This is a genomic window from Hahella sp. NS-SX17 (genome assembly GCF_057367735.1).
Genome location: NZ_CM170632.1, coordinates 4,351,369 through 4,376,017 on the forward strand (window position 1 = coordinate 4,351,369; position 24,649 = coordinate 4,376,017).

General features: G+C 57.7%; 18 protein-coding genes. 3 read left to right on the top strand and 15 right to left on the bottom strand.

Features of this window, described 5'->3' with window-relative positions; genetic code table 11:
* Positions 1 to 29 precede the first annotated feature (29 nt).
* The 9 genes from AC2IBB_RS19165 to AC2IBB_RS19205 all read right to left on the bottom strand — a co-directional run bounded on the left by AC2IBB_RS19165 (position 30) and on the right by AC2IBB_RS19205 (position 11,189).
* On the bottom strand, positions 30 to 2,435 hold the full coding sequence (locus AC2IBB_RS19165; RefSeq protein ID WP_486328362.1) for a hybrid sensor histidine kinase/response regulator: 2,406 nt from the start codon (positions 2,433 to 2,435) through the stop codon (positions 30 to 32).
* Positions 2,436 to 2,657: 222 nt separating this feature from the next.
* Positions 2,658 to 4,403, bottom strand: a complete 1,746-nt coding sequence (locus tag AC2IBB_RS19170) for a methyl-accepting chemotaxis protein (protein ID WP_486328363.1) — start codon at positions 4,401 to 4,403, stop codon at positions 2,658 to 2,660.
* 3 nt (positions 4,404 to 4,406) lie between these two features.
* The gene (locus AC2IBB_RS19175) at positions 4,407 to 5,009 is read right to left on the bottom strand and encodes a chemotaxis protein CheW (RefSeq protein WP_486328364.1); all 603 of its coding nucleotides are present in this window, start codon (positions 5,007 to 5,009) and stop codon (positions 4,407 to 4,409) included.
* A 41-nt stretch (positions 5,010 to 5,050) separates the two neighbouring features.
* On the bottom strand, positions 5,051 to 6,616 hold the full coding sequence (locus tag AC2IBB_RS19180) for a CheR family methyltransferase (RefSeq protein WP_486328365.1): 1,566 nt from the start codon (positions 6,614 to 6,616) through the stop codon (positions 5,051 to 5,053).
* Entirely contained in the window at positions 6,591 to 7,061 is a 471-nt protein-coding gene (locus AC2IBB_RS19185) for a chemotaxis protein CheW (RefSeq protein WP_486328366.1), read from the bottom strand. The genes AC2IBB_RS19180 and AC2IBB_RS19185 overlap by 26 nt, the downstream gene beginning before the upstream one ends.
* 243 nt (positions 7,062 to 7,304) lie before the next feature.
* Positions 7,305 to 7,886, bottom strand: coding sequence for an HAD family hydrolase (locus tag AC2IBB_RS19190; protein WP_486328367.1), 582 nt, complete (start codon positions 7,884 to 7,886; stop codon positions 7,305 to 7,307).
* A gap of 78 nt (positions 7,887 to 7,964) precedes the next feature.
* Positions 7,965 to 8,285: a DUF4156 domain-containing protein gene (locus AC2IBB_RS19195; protein ID WP_041598750.1), complete on the bottom strand. Its 321-nt coding sequence runs from the start codon at positions 8,283 to 8,285 to the stop codon at positions 7,965 to 7,967.
* A 50-nt stretch (positions 8,286 to 8,335) separates the two neighbouring features.
* Positions 8,336 to 9,751 (bottom strand): GTPase/DUF3482 domain-containing protein, encoded by a 1,416-nt coding sequence (locus AC2IBB_RS19200; protein ID WP_486328368.1) that lies wholly within the window; start codon positions 9,749 to 9,751, stop codon positions 8,336 to 8,338.
* A complete protein-coding gene (locus tag AC2IBB_RS19205) occupies positions 9,744 to 11,189 on the bottom strand; it encodes a DUF2868 domain-containing protein (RefSeq protein ID WP_486328369.1) in 1,446 nt (481 codons plus the stop codon). Before AC2IBB_RS19205 ends, AC2IBB_RS19200 begins: the two co-directional genes overlap by 8 nt.
* A 393-nt stretch (positions 11,190 to 11,582) precedes the next feature.
* Between AC2IBB_RS19205 and AC2IBB_RS19210 the strand changes: the two genes are divergently transcribed.
* Positions 11,583 to 12,461: a hypothetical protein gene (locus AC2IBB_RS19210; protein WP_486328370.1), complete on the top strand. Its 879-nt coding sequence runs from the start codon at positions 11,583 to 11,585 to the stop codon at positions 12,459 to 12,461.
* Here the strand turns inward: AC2IBB_RS19210 and gcvT are convergent.
* From gcvT to gcvH, 5 genes are all read right to left on the bottom strand, one after another.
* On the bottom strand, positions 12,449 to 13,579 hold the full coding sequence (gene gcvT / locus AC2IBB_RS19215) for a glycine cleavage system aminomethyltransferase GcvT (RefSeq protein ID WP_486328371.1): 1,131 nt from the start codon (positions 13,577 to 13,579) through the stop codon (positions 12,449 to 12,451). The genes AC2IBB_RS19210 and gcvT overlap by 13 nt on opposite strands.
* An 89-nt stretch (positions 13,580 to 13,668) precedes the next feature.
* Positions 13,669 to 15,048: an L-serine ammonia-lyase gene (locus tag AC2IBB_RS19220; protein ID WP_486328372.1), complete on the bottom strand. Its 1,380-nt coding sequence runs from the start codon at positions 15,046 to 15,048 to the stop codon at positions 13,669 to 13,671.
* Between the two features lie 74 nt (positions 15,049 to 15,122).
* A complete protein-coding gene (glyA, locus tag AC2IBB_RS19225) occupies positions 15,123 to 16,403 on the bottom strand; it encodes a serine hydroxymethyltransferase (RefSeq protein WP_486328373.1) in 1,281 nt (426 codons plus the stop codon).
* Positions 16,404 to 16,472: 69 nt separating this feature from the next.
* Positions 16,473 to 19,355, bottom strand: coding sequence for an aminomethyl-transferring glycine dehydrogenase (gene gcvP, locus AC2IBB_RS19230; RefSeq protein ID WP_486328374.1), 2,883 nt, complete (start codon positions 19,353 to 19,355; stop codon positions 16,473 to 16,475).
* Between the two features lie 4 nt (positions 19,356 to 19,359).
* A complete protein-coding gene (gene gcvH / locus AC2IBB_RS19235; protein ID WP_347815430.1) occupies positions 19,360 to 19,734 on the bottom strand; it encodes a glycine cleavage system protein GcvH in 375 nt (124 codons plus the stop codon).
* A 200-nt stretch (positions 19,735 to 19,934) separates the two neighbouring features.
* Between gcvH and AC2IBB_RS19240 the strand changes: the two genes are divergently transcribed.
* Together AC2IBB_RS19240 and AC2IBB_RS19245 are read left to right on the top strand one after the other, a co-directional pair.
* A complete protein-coding gene (locus AC2IBB_RS19240) occupies positions 19,935 to 20,825 on the top strand; it encodes a LysR substrate-binding domain-containing protein (protein WP_486328375.1) in 891 nt (296 codons plus the stop codon).
* A 133-nt stretch (positions 20,826 to 20,958) separates the two neighbouring features.
* Positions 20,959 to 21,528 (top strand): hypothetical protein, encoded by a 570-nt coding sequence (locus tag AC2IBB_RS19245; protein WP_486328376.1) that lies wholly within the window; start codon positions 20,959 to 20,961, stop codon positions 21,526 to 21,528.
* A gap of 23 nt (positions 21,529 to 21,551) precedes the next feature.
* Here the strand turns inward: AC2IBB_RS19245 and AC2IBB_RS19250 are convergent, their stop codons facing one another.
* On the bottom strand, positions 21,552 to 24,167 hold the full coding sequence (locus tag AC2IBB_RS19250; RefSeq protein ID WP_486328377.1) for a sensor domain-containing protein: 2,616 nt from the start codon (positions 24,165 to 24,167) through the stop codon (positions 21,552 to 21,554).
* Positions 24,168 to 24,649: the final 482 nt, after the last annotated feature.

A 24,649-nucleotide genomic window follows, 5' to 3' on the forward strand; every position in this document is an offset into this window, starting at 1 on the left:
CGCCGGCAGTCCCGCGCCCGGCTCCTTTGTCAAAGCAACTGCCGGATAATCTCCAGCAAATTGCCCTGATCAAAACCGCTTTTCACGATATAGGCGTTGGCGCCCGCCTCCATTCCCCGCTCTTTGTCCTCCGGGCTCTGTAATGCAGTGACCAGCACCACTGGCAACTCCACAAAGCGGCGGTCCGCCCGCACCTTTGCAGTCAATCCGAAGCCATCCAGACGGGGCATTTCAATATCCGACACCATCAGGTCGAACGCCCCATGCTTCAAAGCCTCCCAGGCTTCAACGCCATCATTGGCGGTGACCGCTTCGTAACCGGCGCTTTCCAGAATGGTTTTTAACAGTCCTCGCGAGGTGACTGAGTCCTCCGCGATCAATATGCGCTTGCGCCGACGCAATTCATCCATGTCTCCCGCCTGGACCGGCGCAGAATCCGTATGACATGCGCTTTTATAGAGGTCGAATGGATGCAGGACAGGCACAATGCGGCCATCTCCCATTTGCGTCGCGCCCAGTACGTTGCGGACTCGCAGCAACTGCGGCCCCAAAGGTTTGATAATCACTTCGTGGTCGCCAATCACCTCGTCCACCATGAGGCCGAAGCGATCACCATTCACACTCATGACCGCCACCTGAACGCAGGCGGCCCTATCCAGCAGCGAAGACGGCGCTCCCAGGCCAAGCACGTCCGACAGCCGCCAAAGCGGATTGGCCGTGTTATGCAGAGTAAAGGAAAGTCGATTCTCCACGCTTTTAACCTCTTCCTGAGGCAGCCTCAGCACCCGCTCCACCGATTGCGCCGGAATCGCCATTAACTGGTCTTCCACCCGCACCAGCAGCGCCCGATAGGTCGCCATACTGGTCGGCGCCTGCAGAGTAATGGTCGATCCGCGGCCGGGAGCCGTATCCAGAAGAATGCGTCCGCCCAGGCGCTCCACCTTTTCTCTGACTATCGCGAGGCCTAGCCCACGGCCGGATAAGTCCGTAATGATGTTGCTGGTGGAAACGCCGGAGGTAAACGCCAATTGCGCCGCATCTTTGTCACTCATCTCGGACGCTTTGTCTTCATCCAGTACTTTCTGGGCGATGGCCTTCGCCTTCAAAGTGGCTGGATCGAACCCTACGCCGTCATCGCGAATTCTCACTTCGAACAGCCCCGCATTTTCCTGCATGAAATCCAAGTCGATTTTCGCGCACGCCGGTTTGCCCAGTTCGCGGCGACGCGCTGGCGCCTCCACACCGTGATCCACTGCATTACGCAGCATGTGCTGCAGGGGGCTTTTCAACTCATCAAGCACCCGCTTGTCCACCTGCAGACCTTCTCCGGAATAGCGCAAACGCACCTTCTTGCCCAACGCCTCCGCAATGTCCTGCACCATCGCAGGCAGACCTTCCACCAATACTGAGCAGGGCAATAACAGCACCGCCTGCATCTGCGAATGCATACCGTCCGCAACCGTCGCCAGGCTTCTGGCGACTTTTTCCGAGTTCCTCGCCATCTGGGTGAGTCGATATTCCCACTGCCCAAGGAAATCCGACGCCCAGGCGCTAAAATCAATCAGCGTCTGTTGCTCCCGCTCCATCGCCGACAGCGTCTCGCCGCCGTTGGACGGAAGGCGCCCGCCATCCTGCTCCATATGGGTTTTCAGCTGGCGGGCGGCGGTAGTGACTTCGTGTCGGAGCTTGCGCCATTCTGTAAAGCCAGCCGCCGCTTCCTTGAGCATCACACACGTTTGCGTGACCTCCAGTTTCGCCTGTTGCAGATCCTCCACCTGATACATCAGTTCATCAAGATGCTCCGCTTTGATCCGCAACATCCCCGCCGCCCCGGCCAGTCCGCCCAACTCGGGCGGTTTCTGGAGAAAGTCCGGCGATGGCGTTTCATTGGGCGCGGAGGGTTCTTCCTCAATTCGGACATCCTTGTGTTGTGGTTGAGGCGCAGCATCCGCCACTGGCGGCGTAGATGAGTCAGACTTCTGAGTTGCGGAGACGTTATCTGCAGCCGCCGTTTGTTGAAGGCCGCCCTGAAGCGCGACAGAGCCCTCTCTGTCCTCACCCCGCTCTATACGTCGACAGAAGTCCGTCAGCTGATCATTGGGGATAGAGGAGGCGTCTTCCATCAACTGCCGCAGCAGGATATGACACTGACGACTCAGGCTGATCTGCGTCTCACTGACGCCAGCGCCGCTACGTTTAACAGTGGCGAGCAAGGTCTCCCAGGCTTGGCACAGCTTCTCCACAGGCCCCAGAGACACAGCCCTGGCGGCGCCTTTGAGGCTATGCACCTCGCGAAATACGCTTTCCACCAAGGCGGTGTCGAAGGCGTCCACGGGCATCGCGAAGGCGTCCGCCAGGATACGCATGCGATCACCGGCCTCCATTCGAAAAGCATCCAGCAAACGCTTTTTCAACGCCTCGTTTCTATCCTGCATACGGTTTTCTTACCTGCATACGCTTTCTACCCTGCTTACGTTTTCTACCCAGCATACGGCCTTTTATCCTTAATACGGCGTCTAAATGCGAAAGGCCTTCCGCGCCGTACGCCCCGCCAGACCAAGTTATCCACGCCAGACCAAGACTCCCACGACAATCAATAACCGTTAATCCCTGCAATGCCCATCAGCGCCCACGCGCAACTATAGATTTGTTCTCGTTCAGACATTGAACTGCGCAATCCTGTTCTGCATGCGCCCCCCCAATTGATGCAGGTTACGCGCGGCCTGCTCGGCCTGCTTGGTGCCTTCCACGTTGTCCTGGCTGGCTTTCTTAATGCTCTCCATGGCGCTGGCCACTTGATCCATTCCCACCAGCTGCTGCTGGCTGGAAGCCGCGATCTGCAGCGCAGCGCCAGAGGACTCTTCAATGCTCTCGGCCAACATGCGGATGGAATCCCCAGACAACTTCGCCTGCTGATAACCGCCATCCACCACTTTGCTGCTTTGCTCGGCCACCATGACCGCTTTATTCATCGCCCGCTGAATGTCATTAAGGATATTGCGCACTTGACCAGTGGCCTGCTTTGATTGGTCCGCCAGGGTTTTCACTTCCTGCGCCACCACTGAGAAGCCGCGCCCCTGCTCGCCGGATTTCACCGCTTCGATGGAGGCGTTGACGCCCAGCAGGTTCGACTGTTCCGCCAGGTCATTCACAGTAGCGACAATTTCCGCGATGGCCTGACTCTGCTCACTCAGGCGCACGATGCTTTCCGCCACCGCATGCATCTGCTGGCGAATCTGGCTCATGCTGTCCTGAGTCGCCTGCACCGCTTTACGTCCATCCTGAGACACTTGCATAGTGCGTTGCGCCGCTTCGGTGACATGCTTGGCTTTCTGATTGGAGACCGTCGCCGTCTGTTTGACTTCTTCCACCGTGGTGGTGATTTCGCTGATAGCCGTGGCAGTTTCCTGAGCGCTGGCGGCGACCTGGCCAGTCGAAGCCAGAATCTCCTGGCTCGCGGTGGAGAGCACCGCCACCCCTTCTTTCAGGTCGGATGTGAGGCTCTGCAAATTACTGATCATGGCGGAAAAGGCGATGCCCAGGACGTCCCGGTCCGAACGGGGGGTGACGTTCACCGTCAAGTCCCCCCTGGCGATGGACTCCGAGGTTTTCGCCAGCTCCCGCAGATTCTCTCCCATGCGAATGAACGCCTGACTCAACATCCCTACTTCGTCTTCGCGCTTCTCGAACTCCCTTCCGTACATCAAATCCCCCTCCGCAATCTGCTCCGCCCATTGCGTCAAGGCCACCAGCGGTCCCGCGATGGATTTTGAAGTCGCCCATACAATCGCCGCCATCAGCGCCAGAATCACGCCGATGACAATGACGATAGCCCTCCGTTGCCCTTCCACAGTGGCTTTAGACTGCGCCAAAGTCTGCTGAATGTTACGTTCACCCAGGCGAATAATCTGATCGCCGAGTTCGCGGATCTGGGCAATGCGCTCAGACTGATCGCTGGTCAGGGTAACTCCCGCTGATTCGTAATCTCCGGCGGCGATCAGAGGAATGATCGTTTTCTCCCTGGCGCCGGAAAACTCCCGCCACTCTTCGCTCAGTTTTTGTAGCAGTTCTTGAGTTTCACTGGCGCGAGCAACGGAGCCATTGAGCTCTCCCAGCAGCTTTTCACCCTGCAGACTATTGCGTTTCATCTCATCCAACAGTGCGCCGCCAGCGCCTTGCTGTACGACCATCTTCAACATCAACGCCCGGTTTTCGTTGATGTTGATCATCAGATCCTTGATGCGCATGTGCTGGGTGAACTGTTCGTCGAAGAGTTTCTGTTGCGACTGTTGAACCTGTTGCAACCCCTGAAATGCGATAATCAGCGCCGTGACAACGATCACTGCGATAAAGCTGAACGCCAGAATTAATTTGTTAGCGGTCTTCAGATTGCGATAGAACATGCTCTATATCCTGTCGTTGACGATCAGACGGGAGTCGTTCAATAACTTGTATGCATCCAGCACAGCCCAATGAGATGGGGTCACTCCGATCAGGTATTCCTTGCGTACGCCGCTCAGATGTTCAAGCCGGGTGTTCAAAGACGTCCGCGACAACTCGCAGATGCCGGTAACTCGATCTGTCAGCAGTCCAAATTCACGGCCATCCCTCGCCAATACAACGACAGAGTTACGGTCCGACAATCCTTTCAGAGGGAGGTCGAAGAACACACGAAGATCTAGAACTGATACGATGCGGCCACGCACTCCGATCACGCCCAGCACGTAGGGAGGCGTACAGGGAATGGGGGTTGGCGGCCGGAGGGGGACGACTTCCGCAATGAATTCCGGCTCCAGCGCATAGACCTCCTGGGCCAGCTCAAACACGAGCGTTTCCATGCGGTCCGACTCATCATCCTGCGTCTCCGGCTCCGCCAGCTCTCGCGCCCGCGCCTGCAGCCGCACCTTGGCGGATTCCGGCGAGGGATTGAATTCGTTCGCCAGCAATTGCTCCACCTGCTGAAGGTTGCGCTTTAACGCTTCCCAGTCGGTGTAGGTTGAACCTTTCAACTCTGCTCTCCTTCTTACAATCCTTTAGGGGTCGACTCAGCTCACTTGATTACGCCGGCGAGATCGTCGAAAGCGCCTCGCACCAGTTCCAGCAGGTCTCCCACCGTCAGTCCTTCCCCTTCCTCCAATAGCTGCTCCGGCGCCATAGACGCCAGTAGCTCCTTACAGTTACGCAGACAGCGCGAAGCGCGCTCAGGCTGGCCCAGCCGCATACATAAAATACCGCTGAGGTAATGGGCCATAATGAAATCCGGCTGCAGATAGATCACCCGCGTCAGCGCCTCCAACGCCTGACGACGTTCGGAGCGCCCGATACACAACGACGCCAGTAGCCAATAAGCGCCTGGTTGCAGGCGATCCATGCGGATCGCCTGATGGGTCCACTCCTCCGCGTCCTGCAGCCGATTACGGTTAGCGTGGCTGCGGGCGATGAGAAGGGCCGCGTCCGCCTGCCGGCGCAGAGACGCCCCTGTGCAGGCGGCGAAGCGCTCAAGGTGCTGGACAGCCGCATCGTAGTCGCCTTCGCTGTACGCCTTGCTACCGGCGCGCCAGAAGTCTTCCGCCTCGGACGCCGGTGGCTCTCGGGAAACATCTTTCTCTTGTTGAAGGTGAACGGTGGATGCGCGCCAAATGCACTGTTCAGTCTGTTCCAGCGCCCGTCTTTTGACGTCCTCCCCCAGCTCAAGCGGTTTTGCGTCAGCCGCGCGCTGCATCAGCGCTTCTTCGCGCCGTCGAACACAGACGCCTTCCGGCCAGTTATGCACTTTTTGGCCCGCCCATTGACAGATTACGCTCTCCGCCGGCGACAGCAGCAACACGCCTCCCGGGCTCAGGGAACGTTGCAAACGCTCCAGCACCGCTGCCGCCTGCGAGGGTGAAAAGTACATCAACACGTTACGACACAGGATCACATCACAGTCGCACAAACCTCGCTTCTCATCCGGGTAGACAGAAAGGGCCAGATTCAATTGAAAAAAGTCGACGCGTTGTCTGAAACGATCATGAATCGTCCATTGGTTGGCGTCGGTTTGTTTGAAATAGCGGTCGCGCCAGGGAGAATCCACCTGCCGGAATGACCAGGCGCTATAACTACCCCGTTGCGCCTTTTCGACAAACTCCGTCACCAGATCCGTCGCCATGAGCTGGATATCCCAGTCACGAACGCCCGGCAGCAGGCTCTCCATCAAAATGGCGAGGCTGTATGCCTCTTCACCACTGCAACAGCCCGCGCTCCAGATACGCAGGCGCTTCTGACCGCTGCGGCGACGTTGATCGATCAAAGGAGCGAGAAAATGATGAATCAGGTGCTGATAACAGGCGGGATCACGTAAAAAGTAGGTCTCTCCCACCGCCAGCTCAGAGGCCAGACGTACTTTTTGGGCGGGATCGATCTGATCATAGAGCAAGGCGCGGGCGAATGCTGAGGGTTCCTCGTAGCCAAGATCCAGAGCCGCCAATCTGATATGTCGCTCCAGATCGCCCCAGCGCTCCTGTGGATAGTGCAGTCCCCAAAGCTCATTGACCTTCCACTGACAAGCCGACAGCAAATCTGGACCTAGCGCGCTCACATTGGCCACGGCGTCACTCATCGTGCTCAGCAAGCGCATAGGCCAATTCCTCTTTTTCCCTGAGGTTGAGCAAGGTGTCGGGGTCATTGATGTATAACACGCCATCCGTCAGGCAGACGACGCCTTTCAACACCGGCGGTCGCTCGGGAATCTCAGAGACATCCAGCATGGCGGACGAGGGAAATACACTGACGCCATCCACGCTGTCGCAGGTCAGAATCAGATCCATGGCGTCGGCGCGCACCCACAGGAAACGGTCCTCTAGCGACGTCGCGCGAGGGGGCAGCCCCAGCCGCAACCGCAGATCCGCCACCGGCACCGGGCGACCGCGTATATTCAACACGCCGCATATGACTCTCGGCCCCGAAGGCAACGGACTGATCGCCGCCGCTCTGAACACCTTCCTGACTCGCGCCAATTCAACTGCGTAAGCGCTTCCGTCCAAACGAAACACAAGCAGTTGAATGTCCTCTCCGCCCTGCATAGCAATTCTCCCTGCACTCTCTTATCAACAATAGACCTCCCCGGGACTATTTTCCAAACCTGGACAGCGCCTATTTAGCGCGACGTTTCGTCAGCGTGAGGAGCTCACACACAACGAGCCCAGCAAGCAGCTGAGTGCAATGAAGTTAAGGCAGGCCAGCGCGGCTTATGATGACGATCGCGCACAACGCGTATTCTTAATGAAATATAATGTTCGGCGTCAGGGAGACGGAGAGAAAGCGGGTCAGCGGCGGGGAGCCAGCTCGTCAAAAGTGCGGATCACACAGTCCGCGTGTTCTTGATAGATGTGATTTCGCTCGTTCAGATAAAGACAAGCAATCATGTTGGCGTTGTGAGCCGCCTGTAGATCAAACAGATAGTCGCCCACATAAATCAGTTCGCTGCAGGCTAATCTCCAGACTTCCGCAATGCGCAGGAGCCCTTCCGGATCAGGTTTGGGTTTGCAGTCTTCACGCGTCAACGCCAGCTCGACAGGTATCCCCAAAGCCTCAATGGCGACGCGGGTGGCCTTGCGCATATTGCGGGTCAGAATCGCCATCGGAATGTCCAGCTCCCGGAGGGTCAACAACAGCTCTCTGGCCCCGGGCATCCAGGTCGCCGCCTGCGCTCCAGCCATTTCATGGGCCTCCACCACCGCCCAGGCTTTGGCGACGGCCTCTGGATCATTCAGCGTCTGCAGATGCTCAAGAATGGGCTGCCCCTCAGGAAAGCCCAACTCCCTCCGCATGGCGTCGAAGTCCAGACGGGAATCCACCAGAGTGCCGTCCAGATCGAAAATAAATCCTTTCACATCGTGGAGATTCATATAAGGCGCTCCCGCCAGCCCAGCCCGCTCAAAGCGCGCCGAATACGACAAATCCCGCATCCGGCGCCAGAAAGCAGATCAGTAGGGGCACTGATAGATAGCGAATCGCTGACGTCCATCAATGGAGATTTCACTGTCGGGGACGACCGTGTTGCCGCCCAGCGCCGCCGCTTCGTTACGAGCCAGTGTGGACAACTCTTCGAAAATGACCTTTTCGTCGCGGCTCAAAATACCAACGCGGCTGACGCCATTGGAGGTAGTGGTGCCCAGTTTCTGGCAGTTCGCCACTTCATTTCTCTTGGCCACCTTGACGGTTTCGCCTTCCGGCGTCAGAGAAACCCACGAACACCCGGAGGCCATTAAGGTTGTCGCAATCAATACTAACGTTGCTTTTCTCATCTTCTCTTCCATATTTTTCAGAATGTTAGAGTGCTTTGCTAAAAAGTATTTCAACTTTTTATCAGAACGCCCGGTAAATTAGAACCTATTGTCTTGATAAACGCCACTCGCTCTTGATCGTCAAGGTCACAACCAGGACGCAGACTTGACCATTCCGGGTTGCTGCGCGCCTTGCGCAGCCAGCGCGACCAGTCCTCCGGCAAGTCCGGTGAGCCGCCGTCAGCGAGAGCCATCGGCTGCTGCGACGCATGTCCCCTCTTTTGCAGCGCTGCGAATAAATACTGTTGCCGCAGCCACAGTACTTTGAGGGTGGAATCGTCGACGCACAACTTGCGTTGTTTACGTATCGCCGCCGTCAGATCTTCGCGGTAACGCCGTCCCGTCTGCAGCACGACACCCGCGAGCGCCCCCAGCGCCGCCGCTGCGCCCAGCGTGAGACCGCCAGCCATCAAATCGACGCCAACCCCGACCGCCGCGCCAGCGGCGGCGCCGCTGCCGGCTTCTACGCCCATGCGCTTCATGTTGTCCGGGTCGAACAAATCCATCTCCCACTCACCACCGCGCACCGGCAGCTCCGCGATGGTCACATCTTCGTCGGCGAAGCGGAAGATCTGCAGCAAGTCGGAAACGCAGTCAGACTCCGCTTTGCGCACCTGTTGCTGCATTTGCGTCGCCGCAGACTGGATTTCCGCTTCCTCGTTGGCGGTCATCCGGCGAAAACTGGCCACGTCGGTCCACAGCGCGGCAATGCGTTGCGCAGCGCTGTCAATCTGCGCCTCCCACTGTTTCTGTCTTTCATCAATGAGTTTCTGCAGATCATCGTAACGAGCAGCCATCAATGCCTGCATTTTCTGGTAGAGACGCTTCTCATCCTCAAAGTTGAAGGCGACCGTATCGAACGCCACCTGCGCATGCAGGTTCAGCGCCGCCAGATGCTCTCGCCACTGCGCCAGGTTGGAGCGCGGCGCTGCAATGAAGTTCAGCACCGGGACCACGGGACGCGCCGCAAAACTCAGCACTTTCAGTTCATCCCGGTATTTGCCCAGCACTGGCTCACGCACATCCACCACATAAAAAATCAGCTCATCCTGCAACAACTGTCGGATTACCTTCGCTTCCTGAGAAAACTGAGGGTATCGGTCCAGATCCTGAATAAAAGCGCGCAATCGCCCAAGCCCGTTATCCTGCTGCGGACGCAGTTGCTCAAGGGCTTCCAGCAACTCAATGGAATCTTCCAGCCCCGGAGTGTCGAACAGGGTGATGACTGGCGCTTCATTCACCAGGATCTGCCCCGCTTCCACATGCCGGGTCGCGCCGGGATGATTGGAGATAACGCCGAACTTCAAGTCGCGCAACAAGGTGCGCATCAGAGACGTTTTGCCAGCGTTGGTATGACCCACCACCGCCACGGAAATCGGGTCGCCGTTGATGCCTGTTCCCGCCTTGGCGGGCGTCGCATTATCCATGCTTCATCTCTCCTTCAGGCTGCGCCCCTATCACACGACGTACAACGCGCTGCGGCTCAACGCCACACTCCGCCGCCAGCTGATGCCAGTCGCATATGCGTATGTCGCGCCCCTGCGCGTCCTGGTCGAAATAGCCTTCAGTTTCGCAAAGCTCCAGCCAGGTGAGCGCCTTGCGACCTTCCGTCAGTTGCGCCAGAAACCGCTTCAAACCGCGATCAGGAGAACGCTGCAGCGACACCGCCAGCACCAGTGGCGCTTGTTTCAGCGTCTGGGCGCGCTGTAGCGCCTTTTGTTGCCCTTCCCTGTCCACTACATTACCCAGGTTAAACGTCCCGGGAACGCTTTCCCCTGCTGCCAGATGAGCGCCATCCAGCTCAACCCCAAGCCAATAGCTCTGCGTTGGCGGAGATTCTTCCTGCGCCTGCTGATGTTCAGCTTCGGTACGACGACCGCCGGATTCATCCGCATCCACCACCCCCAGCACCCGCGTTGCGGGAATCAGTGACTGCTTCAAACGCACGTAATAGGGCCTCGCCAGGTTGAGGCGGAACGCGCTCCGCGCGCGGCCGTACGCCGCCCAGGACGCCGCCAGCAGCAACAAGCGGGGGATGATTCCATAGGTCAACATGGCCCCCAGTAACAGGCCGGACCAGGCCTGACGCGCCGCTTCCGCGTTAGCTGGCGATCCACCGATACGGCTGGCGGCGATTTGCTCTGACGTTGGCGCCGAGAAACCCAGCCATTGCGGCAAGACCGCCAGTCCTTGGGTCAGGTGTTGAAAGGAGGATTCGGACAGGATGGTGGTTTCCCATAGAAAGTCATACTGATGGGCGGACAGCATGAGCAGAATCATCGCTGACCCGCCCAGCAAGTAGGATAACCACAGCGCATGGGAAAGCCGGCTCAAATTCCAGCGCCCAATGGCTCCCGCGTTCATAACGGCGAACCACGCCTGGGCCGCGGCGGCGTCCGCGCTGTTCTTACCGCCCAGCTTGCCCATCCAGTAGGCCACTACCCATTCCAACGTCTGACCGAGCATGCCTGTTTTGGCGTTGCGCGACGCCAGCGTCATGCCGCCCGCCCACAACGCCAGCATCAGCGTGTTGACGCCCAACAGGGCCAGCAACAGCCAGAAGAAATTCACACTGCCTTGCTGGCCGCCGTCAAACGCCTGTCTGGCGGCCAGCGCGCCCAGACAGAACAGCAGCGCCGCAGCCCCAAGCGCAACTTTTTTGGCGATCTCCGCCGTCTTTTTCAGCCGCAGGCTCAGCGTAACGCCTTCGCCCATCTGTCGGGCCCGGTCCAACACATGCTGCTCCAGCCCCTGCCCCGAGGTGCGCGCAGGTTCGCGCAATGTGAGTGCGGCATACGCCTCGTTTTCCTGAATATGTCGAATCGCCTCAGCCTGCAGCCGTTCGTTGAACTTATCCGGCGTCATGCAATTCGGCCCTGACGTTATTCGACGCCCCCCGCGACGAATAAGATTCAGTAATGTTAAGTATCAAAGCGGCTCCTCTGGCTCATATCAGTCATCAGGCGAGTCCGCCGTCACGCAGCTCCCCGTTTGTCATTTTCTTTTTGCCTCACTCCCTGAACGGTTACGCGACGCGTTCTCAGGGACGGCCAATAATACCCATTCGCTACTCGCAACGACAAGCTCGGTCGGTAACAGGCCTGTCGCGCCCTTTTATTTCAAGATTATCGCCCCTCCGCTTGCCTTTAAAGTGGGCTATGCTAATTCTAATAGAAAGCAGCGCACTGACACGCTCCGGATTTCAACCAGCGTCGATGTCTGCCGTCCCGCATACTTAGCGTGTAGCCGGTACCAAAGATGTTCGCACCCAAGCTCGTTTTGTTGGCGTTTCTGAGTTGCTCACTGGCCTCTTTCGCTTCGCATTCCCATGCGGATACGCTTCCCTCGGAGAACATCACCTACTACATCGTTGAAGACCTCGCCAGCCCCTTTCAGATCGCCTCTGAGGGCGTCAGCAAAGGTGGACTGATCACCGATCTGGTGGAAATCATTTTTCGGGACACGCCTTTACAACTCGTTCCCAAGCCGCTCCCGGTCAATCGTCTGCATCAGGTTATCAGAGAAGATACGGAGACAGTCTGGCTTGCTTACGACGCCAAGGTCTGGAATTCCCTGACGGATGTGGGGGACTTTGTGGAAGAACCTTTGTTTACCGTCAATCACGCAATGCTGACCTGCAATGATCACCCCAAAAGCATTGTCGGTGAGTCTGATTTACTGGGCATGACCCTGGCCATCCTCGACAATTTCAACTATCCCGAACTACGCCATATGGAAGTCCGCGGGGCGTTAACGCTAACAGGCGTGGAAGAATACGAGCAGGGCTTTCGTTTGACAGCCGCCGGACGCGTCGGCGGATTCGTGGAGATGGAAATTCGTCTACGCTACAACTTGGCGCAGGAAAGCGAGCCGTCCTCTGACTGCTATCGTTTCATCAACATGGATGCAGTGATCCCTCCCTACGATATCTATCTCAGTTTGAGTAAGCAGGCGAGCCCGACATTACGGGACATGGTGACGCAGAGGGTTAGACAGCTTAAAGGCAGTGAGGACTACAAACAGGTGTTCGCCAAGTACATGGACAAGCGTAATGTGGATCAGACAAAGCGGGCGAAAGCGGCTACCGCCGCCCCCTGCCCGCCCGCCTGTTTGACGGGGCCCAATCAGCCCCTGTAGTAACGATGCTCAACAAAAGTCGCTGACACGATAGTCACTGGCACTTCTTTACCGCGTACGATCGCTTTCAGCTCAGTTCCCATGGCGGAACTGTCGGTATTGACATAGCCCATCGCCACCGGCTTCTCAACGCTGGGGCCGTAGCCGCCGCTGGTCACAACGCCAACCACTTGCCCTTCCCCGTTGACGATCTCAACGCCTTCACGCACTGGCGCCCGGCCTTGCGGAGCCAAACCAACGCGCTTGCGAGGAGATCCTTCAGCAAACTCACTCAGGGTCACGTCCGCGCCCGGGAAACCGCCTGCGCGTTCGCCATCGGCGCGACGCGGCTTGGACAGCACCCACTTCAGGTTCGCCGCCACCAAGTTGGTGTCGGTATCCAGATCATGGCCGTATAGACATAGACCCGCTTCCAGACGCAGAGAATCTCTTGCGCCCAGACCAATAGGTTCTACGTCTGGGTGCCCCAGCAGTTTACGCGCCAGCGCGTCCGCGCGCTCCGCAGGGACGGAGATTTCGTAGCCGTCTTCGCCGGTATAACCGGAACGAGTGACGAAGCACTCAGCGCCGTCCAAGGTAGCCCAGGCGCCAGTCATGAACACCAGTTTGGTCAGTTCCGGCGCCAGTTGCTCCATCACGCCCGCCGCAGCCGGACCTTGCAGCGCCAACAGGGCGCGGTCTTCCAATACTTCAATCTCCAGCTTGTCGCCAAGGTGCTTGCGCAGATGCGCGATATCCTGCTCTTTACAGGCGGCGTTAACCACCAGGAACAAGTCCTCGCCGGTATTGGTGACCATCAGGTCGTCCAGGATGCCGCCCTTGTCGTTAGTGAACAGCGTGTAGCGCTGCGCGCCCTTCTCCAGGCCGACGATATCGCCGGGAACCAGGGCTTCCAGCGCTTCCGCCGCGCCAGCGCCTTTCAGACGCACCTGCCCCATGTGGGAGACGTCGAACAGTCCGGCCTTGGCGCGGGTGTGCAAATGTTCTTTGATAATGCCTGCGGGGAATGTCACCGGCATGGCGTAGCCTGCGAATTCAACCATCTTCGCCCCGCACTCCACGTGCAGGTCATACAACGGGGTTTTCGCCATTTCGGCGTTGTTCTGACTTTCAGCCATTGCTTCGTCTCCCTAGAGGCGTCACCGGGGACGCCGTTGTTCGCATGAAATTCTGTGGACGCCGAAGCCGGTCCCGAAGGACCGGCGCATCAGCATTCGATTACGTTCACCGCAAGACCGCCGCGAGCAGTCTCTTTGTATTTGGTCTTCATGTCGGCGCCGGTGGCTTTCATGGTTTTGATGACCTTGTCCAGGGATACGAAGTGACTTCCGTCTCCCCGCAGCGCGATACGCGCGGCGTTGATCGCTTTCACTGAGCCCATGGCGTTGCGCTCGATGCAGGGCACCTGCACCAGCCCGCCAATAGGATCACAGGTCAGGCCAAGGTTATGCTCCATGCCGACTTCCGCGGCGTTCTCCACCTGCTGAGGCGTTCCACCGAGCACTTCCGCCAGCGCGCCCGCCGCCATGGAGCAGGCCACGCCCACTTCGCCCTGACAGCCGACTTCTGCGCCGGAAATGGAAGCGCCTTCTTTGTAGAGCACGCCAATAGCCGCCGCCGTCAGCAGAAAACGCACAACGCCGTCGTCATTGGCTCCGCCAACGAACCGGTCGTAATAGTGCAATACCGCAGGAATGATGCCCGCCGCACCGTTGGTCGGCGCTGTCACCACTCTGCCGCCCGCGGCGTTTTCTTCATTCACCGCCAGCGCATACAGGTTCACCCAGTCGAGAACGTTCAGCGGGTCCTTCATGGCGGACTCCGGCCGTCTGGACAGCGCGCGATGCAGTTCCGCCGCGCGACGTTTCACTTTCAGACCGCCAGGCAAAATGCCCTCTTTACGGCAGCCGTTCTCCACGCAGTCCTGCATTACCTGCCAGATGCGCAGCAGACCTTTGCGCACTTCTTCTTCGCTGCGCCAGGTCTTTTCGTTCTCCATCATGATGCGGCTGATGCTGTAACCGGTGGCGCGGCAGTGCTCCAGCAACTGCGCCGCCGTACGGAAAGCATATGGCAGCGGCGTGGTGTCGGGGACGATCTTGTCTTCGCCCACCGCGTCCTCGTCCAGAACGAAGCCGCCGCCGACGGAATAGTACGTCCGCGTACGCAAGGCCACCGCGCCATGATTGTATGCGGTAAAACGCATGCCGTTGGGGTGATAAGGCAAGGTGGCGCGCTTGTTCATCAACAGATGTTCTTTTTCCACGAAGTCGACTTCGTGCAGCCCCAGCAGACGAATACGACGACGGGTGCGGATGCGTTCAATCTTCGCCTCCACGTCATCCGTATCCACGTCTTCCGGGGTTTCGCCCTCCAGGCCCAGCATCACCGCTTTATCGGAGCCGTGCCCCTTGCCGGTGGCCGCCAGAGAGCCAAATAATTCCGCCTTGATAGTGATAACCTGCTCCAGCAGGCTGTCCCGCTGCAATCCCTGCAAGAATTGACGCACCGCCTTCATCGGTCCCACGGTATGGGAACTGGAAGGGCCGATGCCTATTTTGAGTAAATCAAAAACGCTTACAGCCATAAATCATCACTCGCAACGGAGCCGTGTAACTTTGAAAAGCCCGCCCGCTAAGCGGACGGAGAGACCGGAGCGCCTCATAGGGCGTCTCCGGATTTGGCGTTGGCGCGGTAGACAGGGAAGTCGCGACAGATGCTCAGCACCTTCTCGCGGACTTTCTCTACAACGCTTTCATCGCCCATATTGTCCAGCACATCGCAAATCCAGTTCGCCAGCTCCACAACTTCCTTCTCTTTGAAGCCGCGAGTGGTGACGCCTGGCGTACCGATGCGCAGACCGGAAGTCACGAATGGCGACTGCGGATCATTCGGCACCGTATTTTTGTTAACGGTAATGTACGCACGACCCAATGCGGCGTCGGCGTCTTTACCGGTTACGCCCTTATCGATCAGGTCGATCAGGAACAGGTGGTTGTCCGTACCGCCGCTGACGACTTTGTAGCCGCGCGCCTTCACAGCGTCCGCCATAGCTCTGGCGTTATTTACGACTTGCTGTTGGTAGTCGCGGAACGCAGGCTCCAAGGCTTCCTTGAACGCTACCGCCTTCGCGGCGATCACGTGCATCAGAGGACCGCCCTGAATGCCAGGGAAAATCAAAGATTGCAGTTTTTTCTCAATCTCTGGGTTGGACTTCGCCAGAATCAGGCCGCCGCGAGGACCGCGCAAGGTTTTGTGCGTGGTAGTCGTGGTGACGTCGGCGATTTGCACCGGGCTCGGATACAGACCCGCCGCAACTAGACCGGCGACGTGCGCCATATCAACAATCAGGTACGCGCCAACGCTGTCCGCAATGTCACGGAAACGCTGCCAGTCCACGACCCGCGAGTAAGCGGAGAAGCCAGCGATAACCAGTTTCGGCTTATGTTCTTTCGCCAGACGCTCGACTTGATCGTAGTCGATTTCACCGGTTTCCGGGTTCAGGCCGTACTGTACGGCATTGAAAATTTTGCCGGAGAAGTTGGGCTTGGCGCCATGAGTCAAGTGACCACCGTGATCCAGGCTCATGCCCAGAATGGTGTCGCCAGGCTTGGCCAGGGCCAGATACACGCCCGCATTGGCCTGTGATCCAGAATGGGGTTGCACGTTGGCGTAATCAGCGCCGAACAGTTGCTTGGCGCGGTCGATGGCCAGCTGCTCCGCGACATCGACGTGCTCGCAGCCGCCGTAGTAACGCTTGCCGGGGTAGCCTTCCGCGTATTTGTTGGTCAAAACGCCGCCTTGCGCTTCCATCACCCGTGGGCTGACGTAGTTTTCTGAGGCGATCAATTCAATGTGCTCTTCCTGACGGCGCTTTTCTGCGTTGATGGCCGCCGACAGCTCGGGATCATAATCGGCGATCCGCATATCTTCGGTAAACATGGCTCGTGTTCCTCTTTCAGATTCTTATTTTGCGTAAGAAAACGGGACGCCAGGCGTCCCGCCCGCCGCTCAGTCCTCGTATTCGGTCATCGGAGGACATGCGCACACCAGGTTGCGGTCGCCGTAAACGTTGTCGATGCGACCTACCGGGCTCCAGTATTTGTCCGCTTTCAGCGCCTGCAATGGGTACACGCCGCGCTCACGACTGTAAGGACGGTCCCAGTCGCCCACTAAATCCGCCGCTGTGTGCGGAGCGTGGTGCAGCGGGCTGTGGTCCACGTCATACTCGCCGTTCTCAATTGCGCGAATTTCCTCGCGGATAGCGATCATCGCGTCGCAGAAGCGATCCAGTTCCGCCAGAGACTCACTCTCGGTCGGCTCGATCATCAGCGTGCCGGGAACCGGGAATGACATGGTTGGCGCGTGGAAGCCGAAGTCGATCAGACGCTTGGCGATATCGTCAACGGTCACGCCGCAGCTGTCTTTGAACGGACGTACGTCAATGATGCACTCATGCGCCACGAAACCTTGCGAACCGGTATACAGCACGGGATAGTGCGGCTCCAGACGCTTGGCGATGTAGTTGGCGTTCAAAATCGCTGACTTGGTCGCTTCGGTCAGGCCTTCGCCGCCCATCATGCGAATATAAGTCCAGGAAATAGGCAGAATGCCCGCGCTGCCCCAGGGCGCTGCGGAAATAGGCGCAATCGCTTTGTCCGCTGTCTCGCCCATGGCGCTGTGGCCAGGCAGGAACGGAGCCAGATGCGCTGCGACGCCAATCGGGCCAACGCCGGGGCCGCCGCCGCCGTGCGGGATACAGAATGTTTTGTGCAGGTTCAGGTGCGATACGTCGCCGCCGAAATGGCCAGGCTTACACAGGCCGACCATTGCGTTGAGGTTGGCGCCGTCTATGTAAACCTGACCGCCGTGCTGATGCACGATAGAGCAAACTTCGCGGATGCCTTCTTCAAATACGCCGTGAGTGGACGGATAGGTCGCCATCAACGCCGCCAGTTTGGCGCTGTGCTGTTCGGCCTTCAAACGCAGATCGTTCAGGTCCACGTTGCCGTTGTCGTCACACTTCACCGCCACAACTTTCATGCCCACCATCTGCGCGGACGCAGGGTTGGTGCCATGCGCGGAGTTAGGGATCAAACAGACGTCGCGATCGCCTTCCCCGCGGCTTTGGTGATAGGCGCGAATCGCCAGCAGGCCCGCGTATTCGCCCTGAGAGCCCGCATTGGGCTGCAGAGAAAACGCGGCGTAGCCAGTTGCGGCGCTGAGCATACGCTCCAGATCAGCGATCAGGGCGCGATAGCCTTCAGTCTGGTCCAGCGGCGCGAAGGGGTGAATCGCACAGAAGCCGTCCCAGCTCACCGGGGTCATTTCCGTGGTGGCGTTCAGCTTCATGGTGCAGGAACCCAGCGGGATCATGGTGCGGTCGAGCGCCAGATCTTTATCTGACAGGCGACGCAGATAACGCAGCATTTCCGTTTCAGAATGATAACGGTTGAATACGGGATGCGTCATGAAATCGCTTTGGCGACGCAGTTCCGCAGGAATAGCCTCGTCAACGGAAGCGTCCAGCGTCGAAACATCCGCAACCGGCTTGCCGGAGGCGAATACCTGTAAAAGTGCGGCGACATCTTCGCGAGTAGTGGTTTCATCCAATGAAATACCCAGGGTTTTATCATCGATGCGCCGCAGGTTGATCTTCTGCTGCAGAGCGGCTTGATAGACCGCGTCTGTATCGCCGCCAGTGGCGACGGACACAGTGTCAAAGAAATGCGCGGTATTGACGGTGCGTCCCGCCTGCTTCAGGCCTTCCGCCAGAATGCTGGTCAGGCGATGCACGCGACGGGCGATGCGCTTGAGTCCTTCTGGACCGTGATAAGCGCCGTACATAGAGGCGGTGATCGCCAGCAACGCCTGTGCGGTACAGATGTTCGATGTCGCGTTCTGACGACGGATGTGCTGTTCACGGGTTTGCAGCGCCAAGCGGTAAGCTTTATCGCCATTGGCGTCTACGGAAACGCCCACCAGACGGCCAGGCAGAGAACGCTTGTATTCGTCTTTAGTGGCGATATAAGCCGCGTGCGGGCCGCCGAAGAACAAGGGCACGCCGAAACGCTGGCTGTTGCCGATGGCGATATCCGCGCCCAGTTCGCCCGGAGGCGTCAACAGGGTCAGGGACAGAATATCCGCCGCCATAATCGCCAACGCATTGGCTGCGTGAGCGGTTTTGATCAGTTCGCGGTAATCGCGGACATCGCCGTTGACGCCCGGATATTGCAGCAGCACTGCGAAGTAATCATGGTTTTGCAGGTCTTTCTGCGGATCGCCGACAACCACTTCAATGCCCAGGGGCTCAGCGCGGCCTTTGACGACTTCAATTGTCTGCGGCAGACAGTCTTCGGCGACGAAGAACACATTGCTTTTATTTTTGGCGTTAACGCGACGACACATGGTCATGGCTTCCGCCGCAGCAGTGCCTTCATCCAACAGAGAAGCGTTGGCCATTTCCATGCCGGTCAGATCGCCGACCATGGTTTGGAAGTTCAACAGCGCTTCCAGACGGCCCTGGGAGATTTCAGGCTGGTACGGCGTATAAGCGGTGTACCAGGCGGGGTTTTCCAATACGTTACGGAGGATGACAGTCGGCGTCAGGGTGTTGTAGTAACCCATGCCGATGTAGGTTTTGAAAACTTTGTTACGTTCAGCGAAGGCTTTCAGTTCCGCCAGCGCCTGCGCTTCGGTGCAAGGGCCGTCGAGATCGAGACCTTCCTGGATGCGGATAGTTTCAGGAACGGTTTTGCTGATCAGCGTCTCCATGTCGGCCACGCCCAGCGCGTTCAACATGGCGGTCTTTTCCGCTTCATCCGGGCCAATGTGGCGACCGATGAAAGCGTCCCGCTGCTCCAGTTCAGCCAGAGTTTCGCGTGTATCGCTCATGATCTTACTCTCCTGTCAGCGCCTTATAAGCCGCGTCATCCATCAGCGACTCAACTTCAGAAGCATTGGATAGAGAGATTTTGTAAATCCAACCTTCTCCTGTGGGGTCTTCGTTCACTTTACCAGGTTCGTCGCTCAGCGCTTCGTTCACGGCGACTACGACGCCGCTGACGGGGCTCTTGATATCGCTGGCGGTTTTCACCGACTCCACTACGCCGATATCTTCGCCCTGGCTGACTTCACGGCCCACTTCGGGCAGCTCAACGAACACCAGATCGCCCAGTTGCGCCTGTGCGTAATCTGTAATGCCCACAACACCGACTTCATCGGACTCCATGGACAACCACTCGTGATCTTCGGTGAATTTCAGACCGCTCATACGTAACATACTCCTCAATTGGAACCGGTTGGAATAAATTATCCTTCTGAGCCCGCCCCAGGACATATCGACAGAGTGAGACGCCGCCGAAACAGGGCTACAGCGATATCGTTTTTATATAACTGAACCATAACTCCGGACTATTGATTTGTGAAATTAATAGTTAAAATGCATTTATTTAAAATATTTATGGTAACGCTGTGAATTATCTCCCTACCGATCTTCTGCAAACCTTTGTCGCCGTAGCGGATTATGGCGGTTTTACTCAGGCTGGCGACGCGTTGGGACGCTCGCAGCCAGCAATCAGTCTGCAGATCCGGCGACTGGAGGAGTTAGTGGGAGCCACCCTGCTGGTGCGCAACAACAAGGCGCTGGCCCCCACGCCGGAGGGGCTGATTCTGTTGCAGTACGCCCGCGACATTCTCGCTCTTAATAAAGAAGCCATGATCAAGCTGTCGCAGCCGGAGCTGGCCGGCTGCCTGCGTCTGGGCATTCCCAATGAATTCGCCAGTTCGCTGCCGGAGGTGCTGGGCAAGTTCTCCCAGGCCCACCCTAACGTCACGCTGGAAGTCACCTGCGACCTCAGCTCCAATCTGGTGGAGCGTTATCGCTCTAAAGAGCTGGATCTGGTGTTCGCCCTGCACACCAGTTTGCGCACCATCTCACCAGAAGAAGGGTGGATGGAGGATCTGGTGTGGGCCACCAGCATTCATCACACCTGCCATACCCGCCATCCGGTGCCGTTGATCGTCGCGCCGCGGGGTTGCGTTTACCGACATCGCATTATTGAAGCCCTGGACTCCATGAGCATTCCCTGGCGCATTGTTTACACCTGCGCCAGTTTCAGCGGCATACGCGCTGGCGTACTGGCGGGACTGGGGGTCACGGTCCTGGGCAAAAGCATCGTTCCGGAAGGGTTGCGTGTGGTGGAGAGCAGCGACTATCTGCCCGCCTTGCCGGGCGTGCAAATGCGTCTTTTATATAATCGGGAACAGACCTCCCCCGCCGTGGCCGGCTTTGTACAGTTTATTTCCCGCACTGCGCCGGTGGCGGGCGACGGCTTGAGTCTGGATGGCCTGCGCGCAGGCTAATTCATGAAGTGAAAATTTATTGACGGTATCTGATTAAAAAACGCGCTACTTGTTTTTAACGCCCCCCTCATAGGTGTTTTATCGGCGAAAGCCTTGCAATCAAGTCATTTGTAGCGATGGCGGGAGGACGACGATGTTTCGTTCATGCACGATTCTTCTGACACTACTGATTTCAGTCACAGCAATGGCGGAGGGGGTGATCGTGAATCGCGCGCCCCTAGACGCCCAAGTGGCCAACTACTTCGCGCAGCAAGGGATTCGTCTGCAACCGAGCCAATACTGGTACGACGCGCACACTGGCGCCTGGGGCTTTGAAGGCGGCCCGACTGTCGGCGTCACCTATCCTGGACTTCCCATCTCTGCTCCCCTGCCCCCGGATATCTCCGGCGGCGGCACCAGCATTTTTATCAACGGTCGAGAAATACACCCCAGCGAAGCCATGGCCCTGAGAAACTATTTCGGCCAGGCGATTCCCGGGCGTTACTGGCTCAACGCCGCCGGCGTCGGCGGTTATGAAGGCGGGCCGGCGCTTTTTAATCTGGCGCCGATGTTCAGCAACCGGGGCGGCGGCAGTCGCGGTCTGGGTCACAACGGTCGCGGCGGTTCGGTGATCAGCGATGGAACCACTTCTGGTTTCATTTCGTCCGACCCCAGTCATGGGGTCAGCGTCACCTGCGTTCCTGACGGCGGCTGTATCTACTGAGCATTAAAGCGGAATCGTATCCGCTAATCCGACGCCGCCGGCTTCCTGACCACTGTCAGCGACGCCGGCGGAATGACAGGCAGCCCCTCCCCTTTCAACAGCTTTACAAACGCTGCTTTGGGCAAAGGCTTGCTGAGCAGAAAGCCCTGCGCCTCATCGCAGTCACGCTCTTGCAGAAAGCGCTGCTGCTCCACATTTTCCACGCCTTCGGCCACCACTTTGAGACCCAAAGCCCGCCCAAGCAGAATAATGCCGCTGGCTAAAGCTTGATTATTGGAGTCTTCCGGTAAGTCGCGGATAAACATGCGGTCGATCTTGAGCGTATCTATCGGCATGCGTTTGAGCCGGCTGAGGGAGGAGTATCCTGTGCCGAAATCATCAATGGCCACACTCAATCCCAGCGACCGCACCTGCCGAAGTACTTCCACACTACGCTCCTCATGCTGCAGGGCCCCTTCCGTCACTTCCAGCTCCAGTTCCAGGTCAGAAGGCTCCAGCCCCCACCGTTGCAAGGCATGCTCAATGTGGCCTTTTACGTCGTAGTGCTCCAGCTGCTTACTTGAGACATTAAAAGCGATGCGGGGCAGTTTCAGTCCTTCTTTCAGCCAGCCGGAGACATCGCGACAGAGCTGATTGATCACCCACCTCCCGATAGGATCGATCAATGCGCTGTCCTCCGCGATATTAATGAAGCAGTACGGGGTTATCAGGCCACGGGCGGGGTGCCGCCAACGCAGTAGCGTTTCCGCCCCTACCAGCTTGCCGCTGCTCAGGTTAAATTGCGGCTGGTAATACAGCTCGAACTCATTACGCTCCAGGGCCTGTCGCATCTCGCTACTGAGAGTCAGATGCTCTATCGCCCTCTCCGTCAGTTCGCTGGTGTAAAACTCAAAAGTGTTACGATGCAGCTCTTTGGCCCGATACATGGCGGCATCCGCCGCCCGCGCCAGGTTCTGCGCGCTGTCGGCGTCATGGGGAAAAATGGCGATGCCGATGCTGGCGGAACAGACAATTTCATGCCCGCCGATATGAACAGGCTGGCGAATGGTTTCTATCAGCTTGCCGGCCATGGCGGCGGCGTCTTCCGTGCTGGACAGATCCTCCAGGCTGATGGTGAACTCATCTCCGCCCAGGCGCGCCACCATATCTTCGCCCCGCACTGCGTCCGACAGCCGTCGCGCCACGGTTTTCAGCAGGATATCTCCGGCTTCATGTCCCATGGTGTCATTGATAATCTTGAAGCGGTCCAGATCAATAAACATCAGCGCCACTTTCATGCGACGACGTTTAGCGCGCTCGAGAGAAATCTCAAGACTGTTGAAGAACAACAGCCGGTTAGGCAGACCTGTCAGTGAGTCATGATTGGCGAGGTGACGCAGTTGCTTTTCTTTTTCCTTGATCACGCTGATGTCGGAGAACACCGACACATAGTTGGCCACGTCTCCATTTCTATCGTAGACCACATTGATGTTCTGCCAGGCAGGATAAATCTCGCCATTGCGCCGTTTGTTCTCGATTTCGCCCTGCCAGTGCCCATGTTCGGTGATAGAGCGCCACAGGGACTGATAGAAGGTTTTATCGTGGCGCCCCGACTGCTGCAGACGGGGGTTTCGCCCATAAACATCATCCAGGGTGTAACCGGTAATTTCTGTGAAGGCGTTATTCACCGCCACGATATTGCGCGCGTCGTCAGTAATAATCACCGCTTCACGAATGGCGTCAAACACCACCGCCGCCTGCTGCAGCTCCTTCTCGTGGCGACGACGTTCCGTGTAATCCACCAATATGCAGCGGCTGCCGCGAAACTCGCCGTCCTCGCTTTGTAACGCCGTGCTGCTCAGCAATACGCAGAATAACCGGCCGTCTTTGCAGCGAACATTCAACTCCAAATTGCTAAGCGTGCCGCCTTTCTTCAGTTGCCCCAGCTTATCCCAGCACAACTGCACGCAGTCTTCCGACAGCAGGTCGCAAAACATGACTTTGCCGACCAGCTCATTGCGTGAATAGCCCAGCCAGCGTAGCGCCGTCTCGTTGATGTCCACGATCAGCCCTTGAGGGTCCAGCGAGTGATAACCGCATGGCGCATTGTTGTACAGGTCGTAAATCAGATGCGCGTATTCATTTTTGCGATTTTCCTCTAGCTTGCGCTCAGTAATGTCCTGGATCGTGCCATGCATCTGCAGAGGGTTTCCCTGTTCGTCGAATATCACCTCTCCCGCGCCGCACACGATTCTCTCTTCTCCATCCGGCCAGACGACGCGGTGCTCTATGGCGTATACCCGCTTGTTCAGTAACGCGTCGTCCACCAGACTGACGACACGCGCCCTGTCGTCTGGGTGCACCCGCTCCAGGAACTTCTCATATGAGGCCTTATTATCGTGAAGCGGCAGGCCCAAATTACGATATACCTGATCCGACCAATACACTTCGTCACGCTTCAAATCCCACAACCAATTGCCCACACGGGCGATCTGTTGGGCTTTGTCCAGGTTATTGCGACTTTGGCGCATCGCGTCGTTTCGGGCTTCATTGACGGTCAGCACCCAGGCCGCCACGCCGCCAATTACAACAATACAGCCGATGAGGAGATACAGCATGACGCTTTGCAGGGACAGCGCCGCCCTTGGGGTTGATGGCATGGACTCTAACAACTGATAGTCAGCCCATAAAAACACGGTGGAGAGCAGGGCCGCGCCCAGTAGAGAAAAGACGAGAAAACGCCGGAGATAAGATCGAATATGACTTTTGAGGTGTATCAAGCGCACGCTATTGCGTCATCCCAAGTTATCACGTGTCCGCTCATGGCGGTTTTATTCTTTTTACATAGGAAGCTAGCACAAGATCGTGATTTTGCTTGGCTGAAGCGGAATAAACGCCTGTTGATTTGATGGCTATCAAACCCGTTTATGTTTTATGCAGGGAGAGATGGCGTACGCTGATGATTCTTGTCCTGTCACAGTATGTCCCTTGATTCGCCCCGAAATTGCCGGGAACTGTGCATGTCCGTCCATCCTTGCGCGCCGACGGCGTCAGTTCAACGCCGTCGCTTTTTTCACGTTCTGCTTATCCAGTGAAGCGTTGAGTTTGTCCTCGCGGCCGCTTTCACGCAGCACCGATTGCC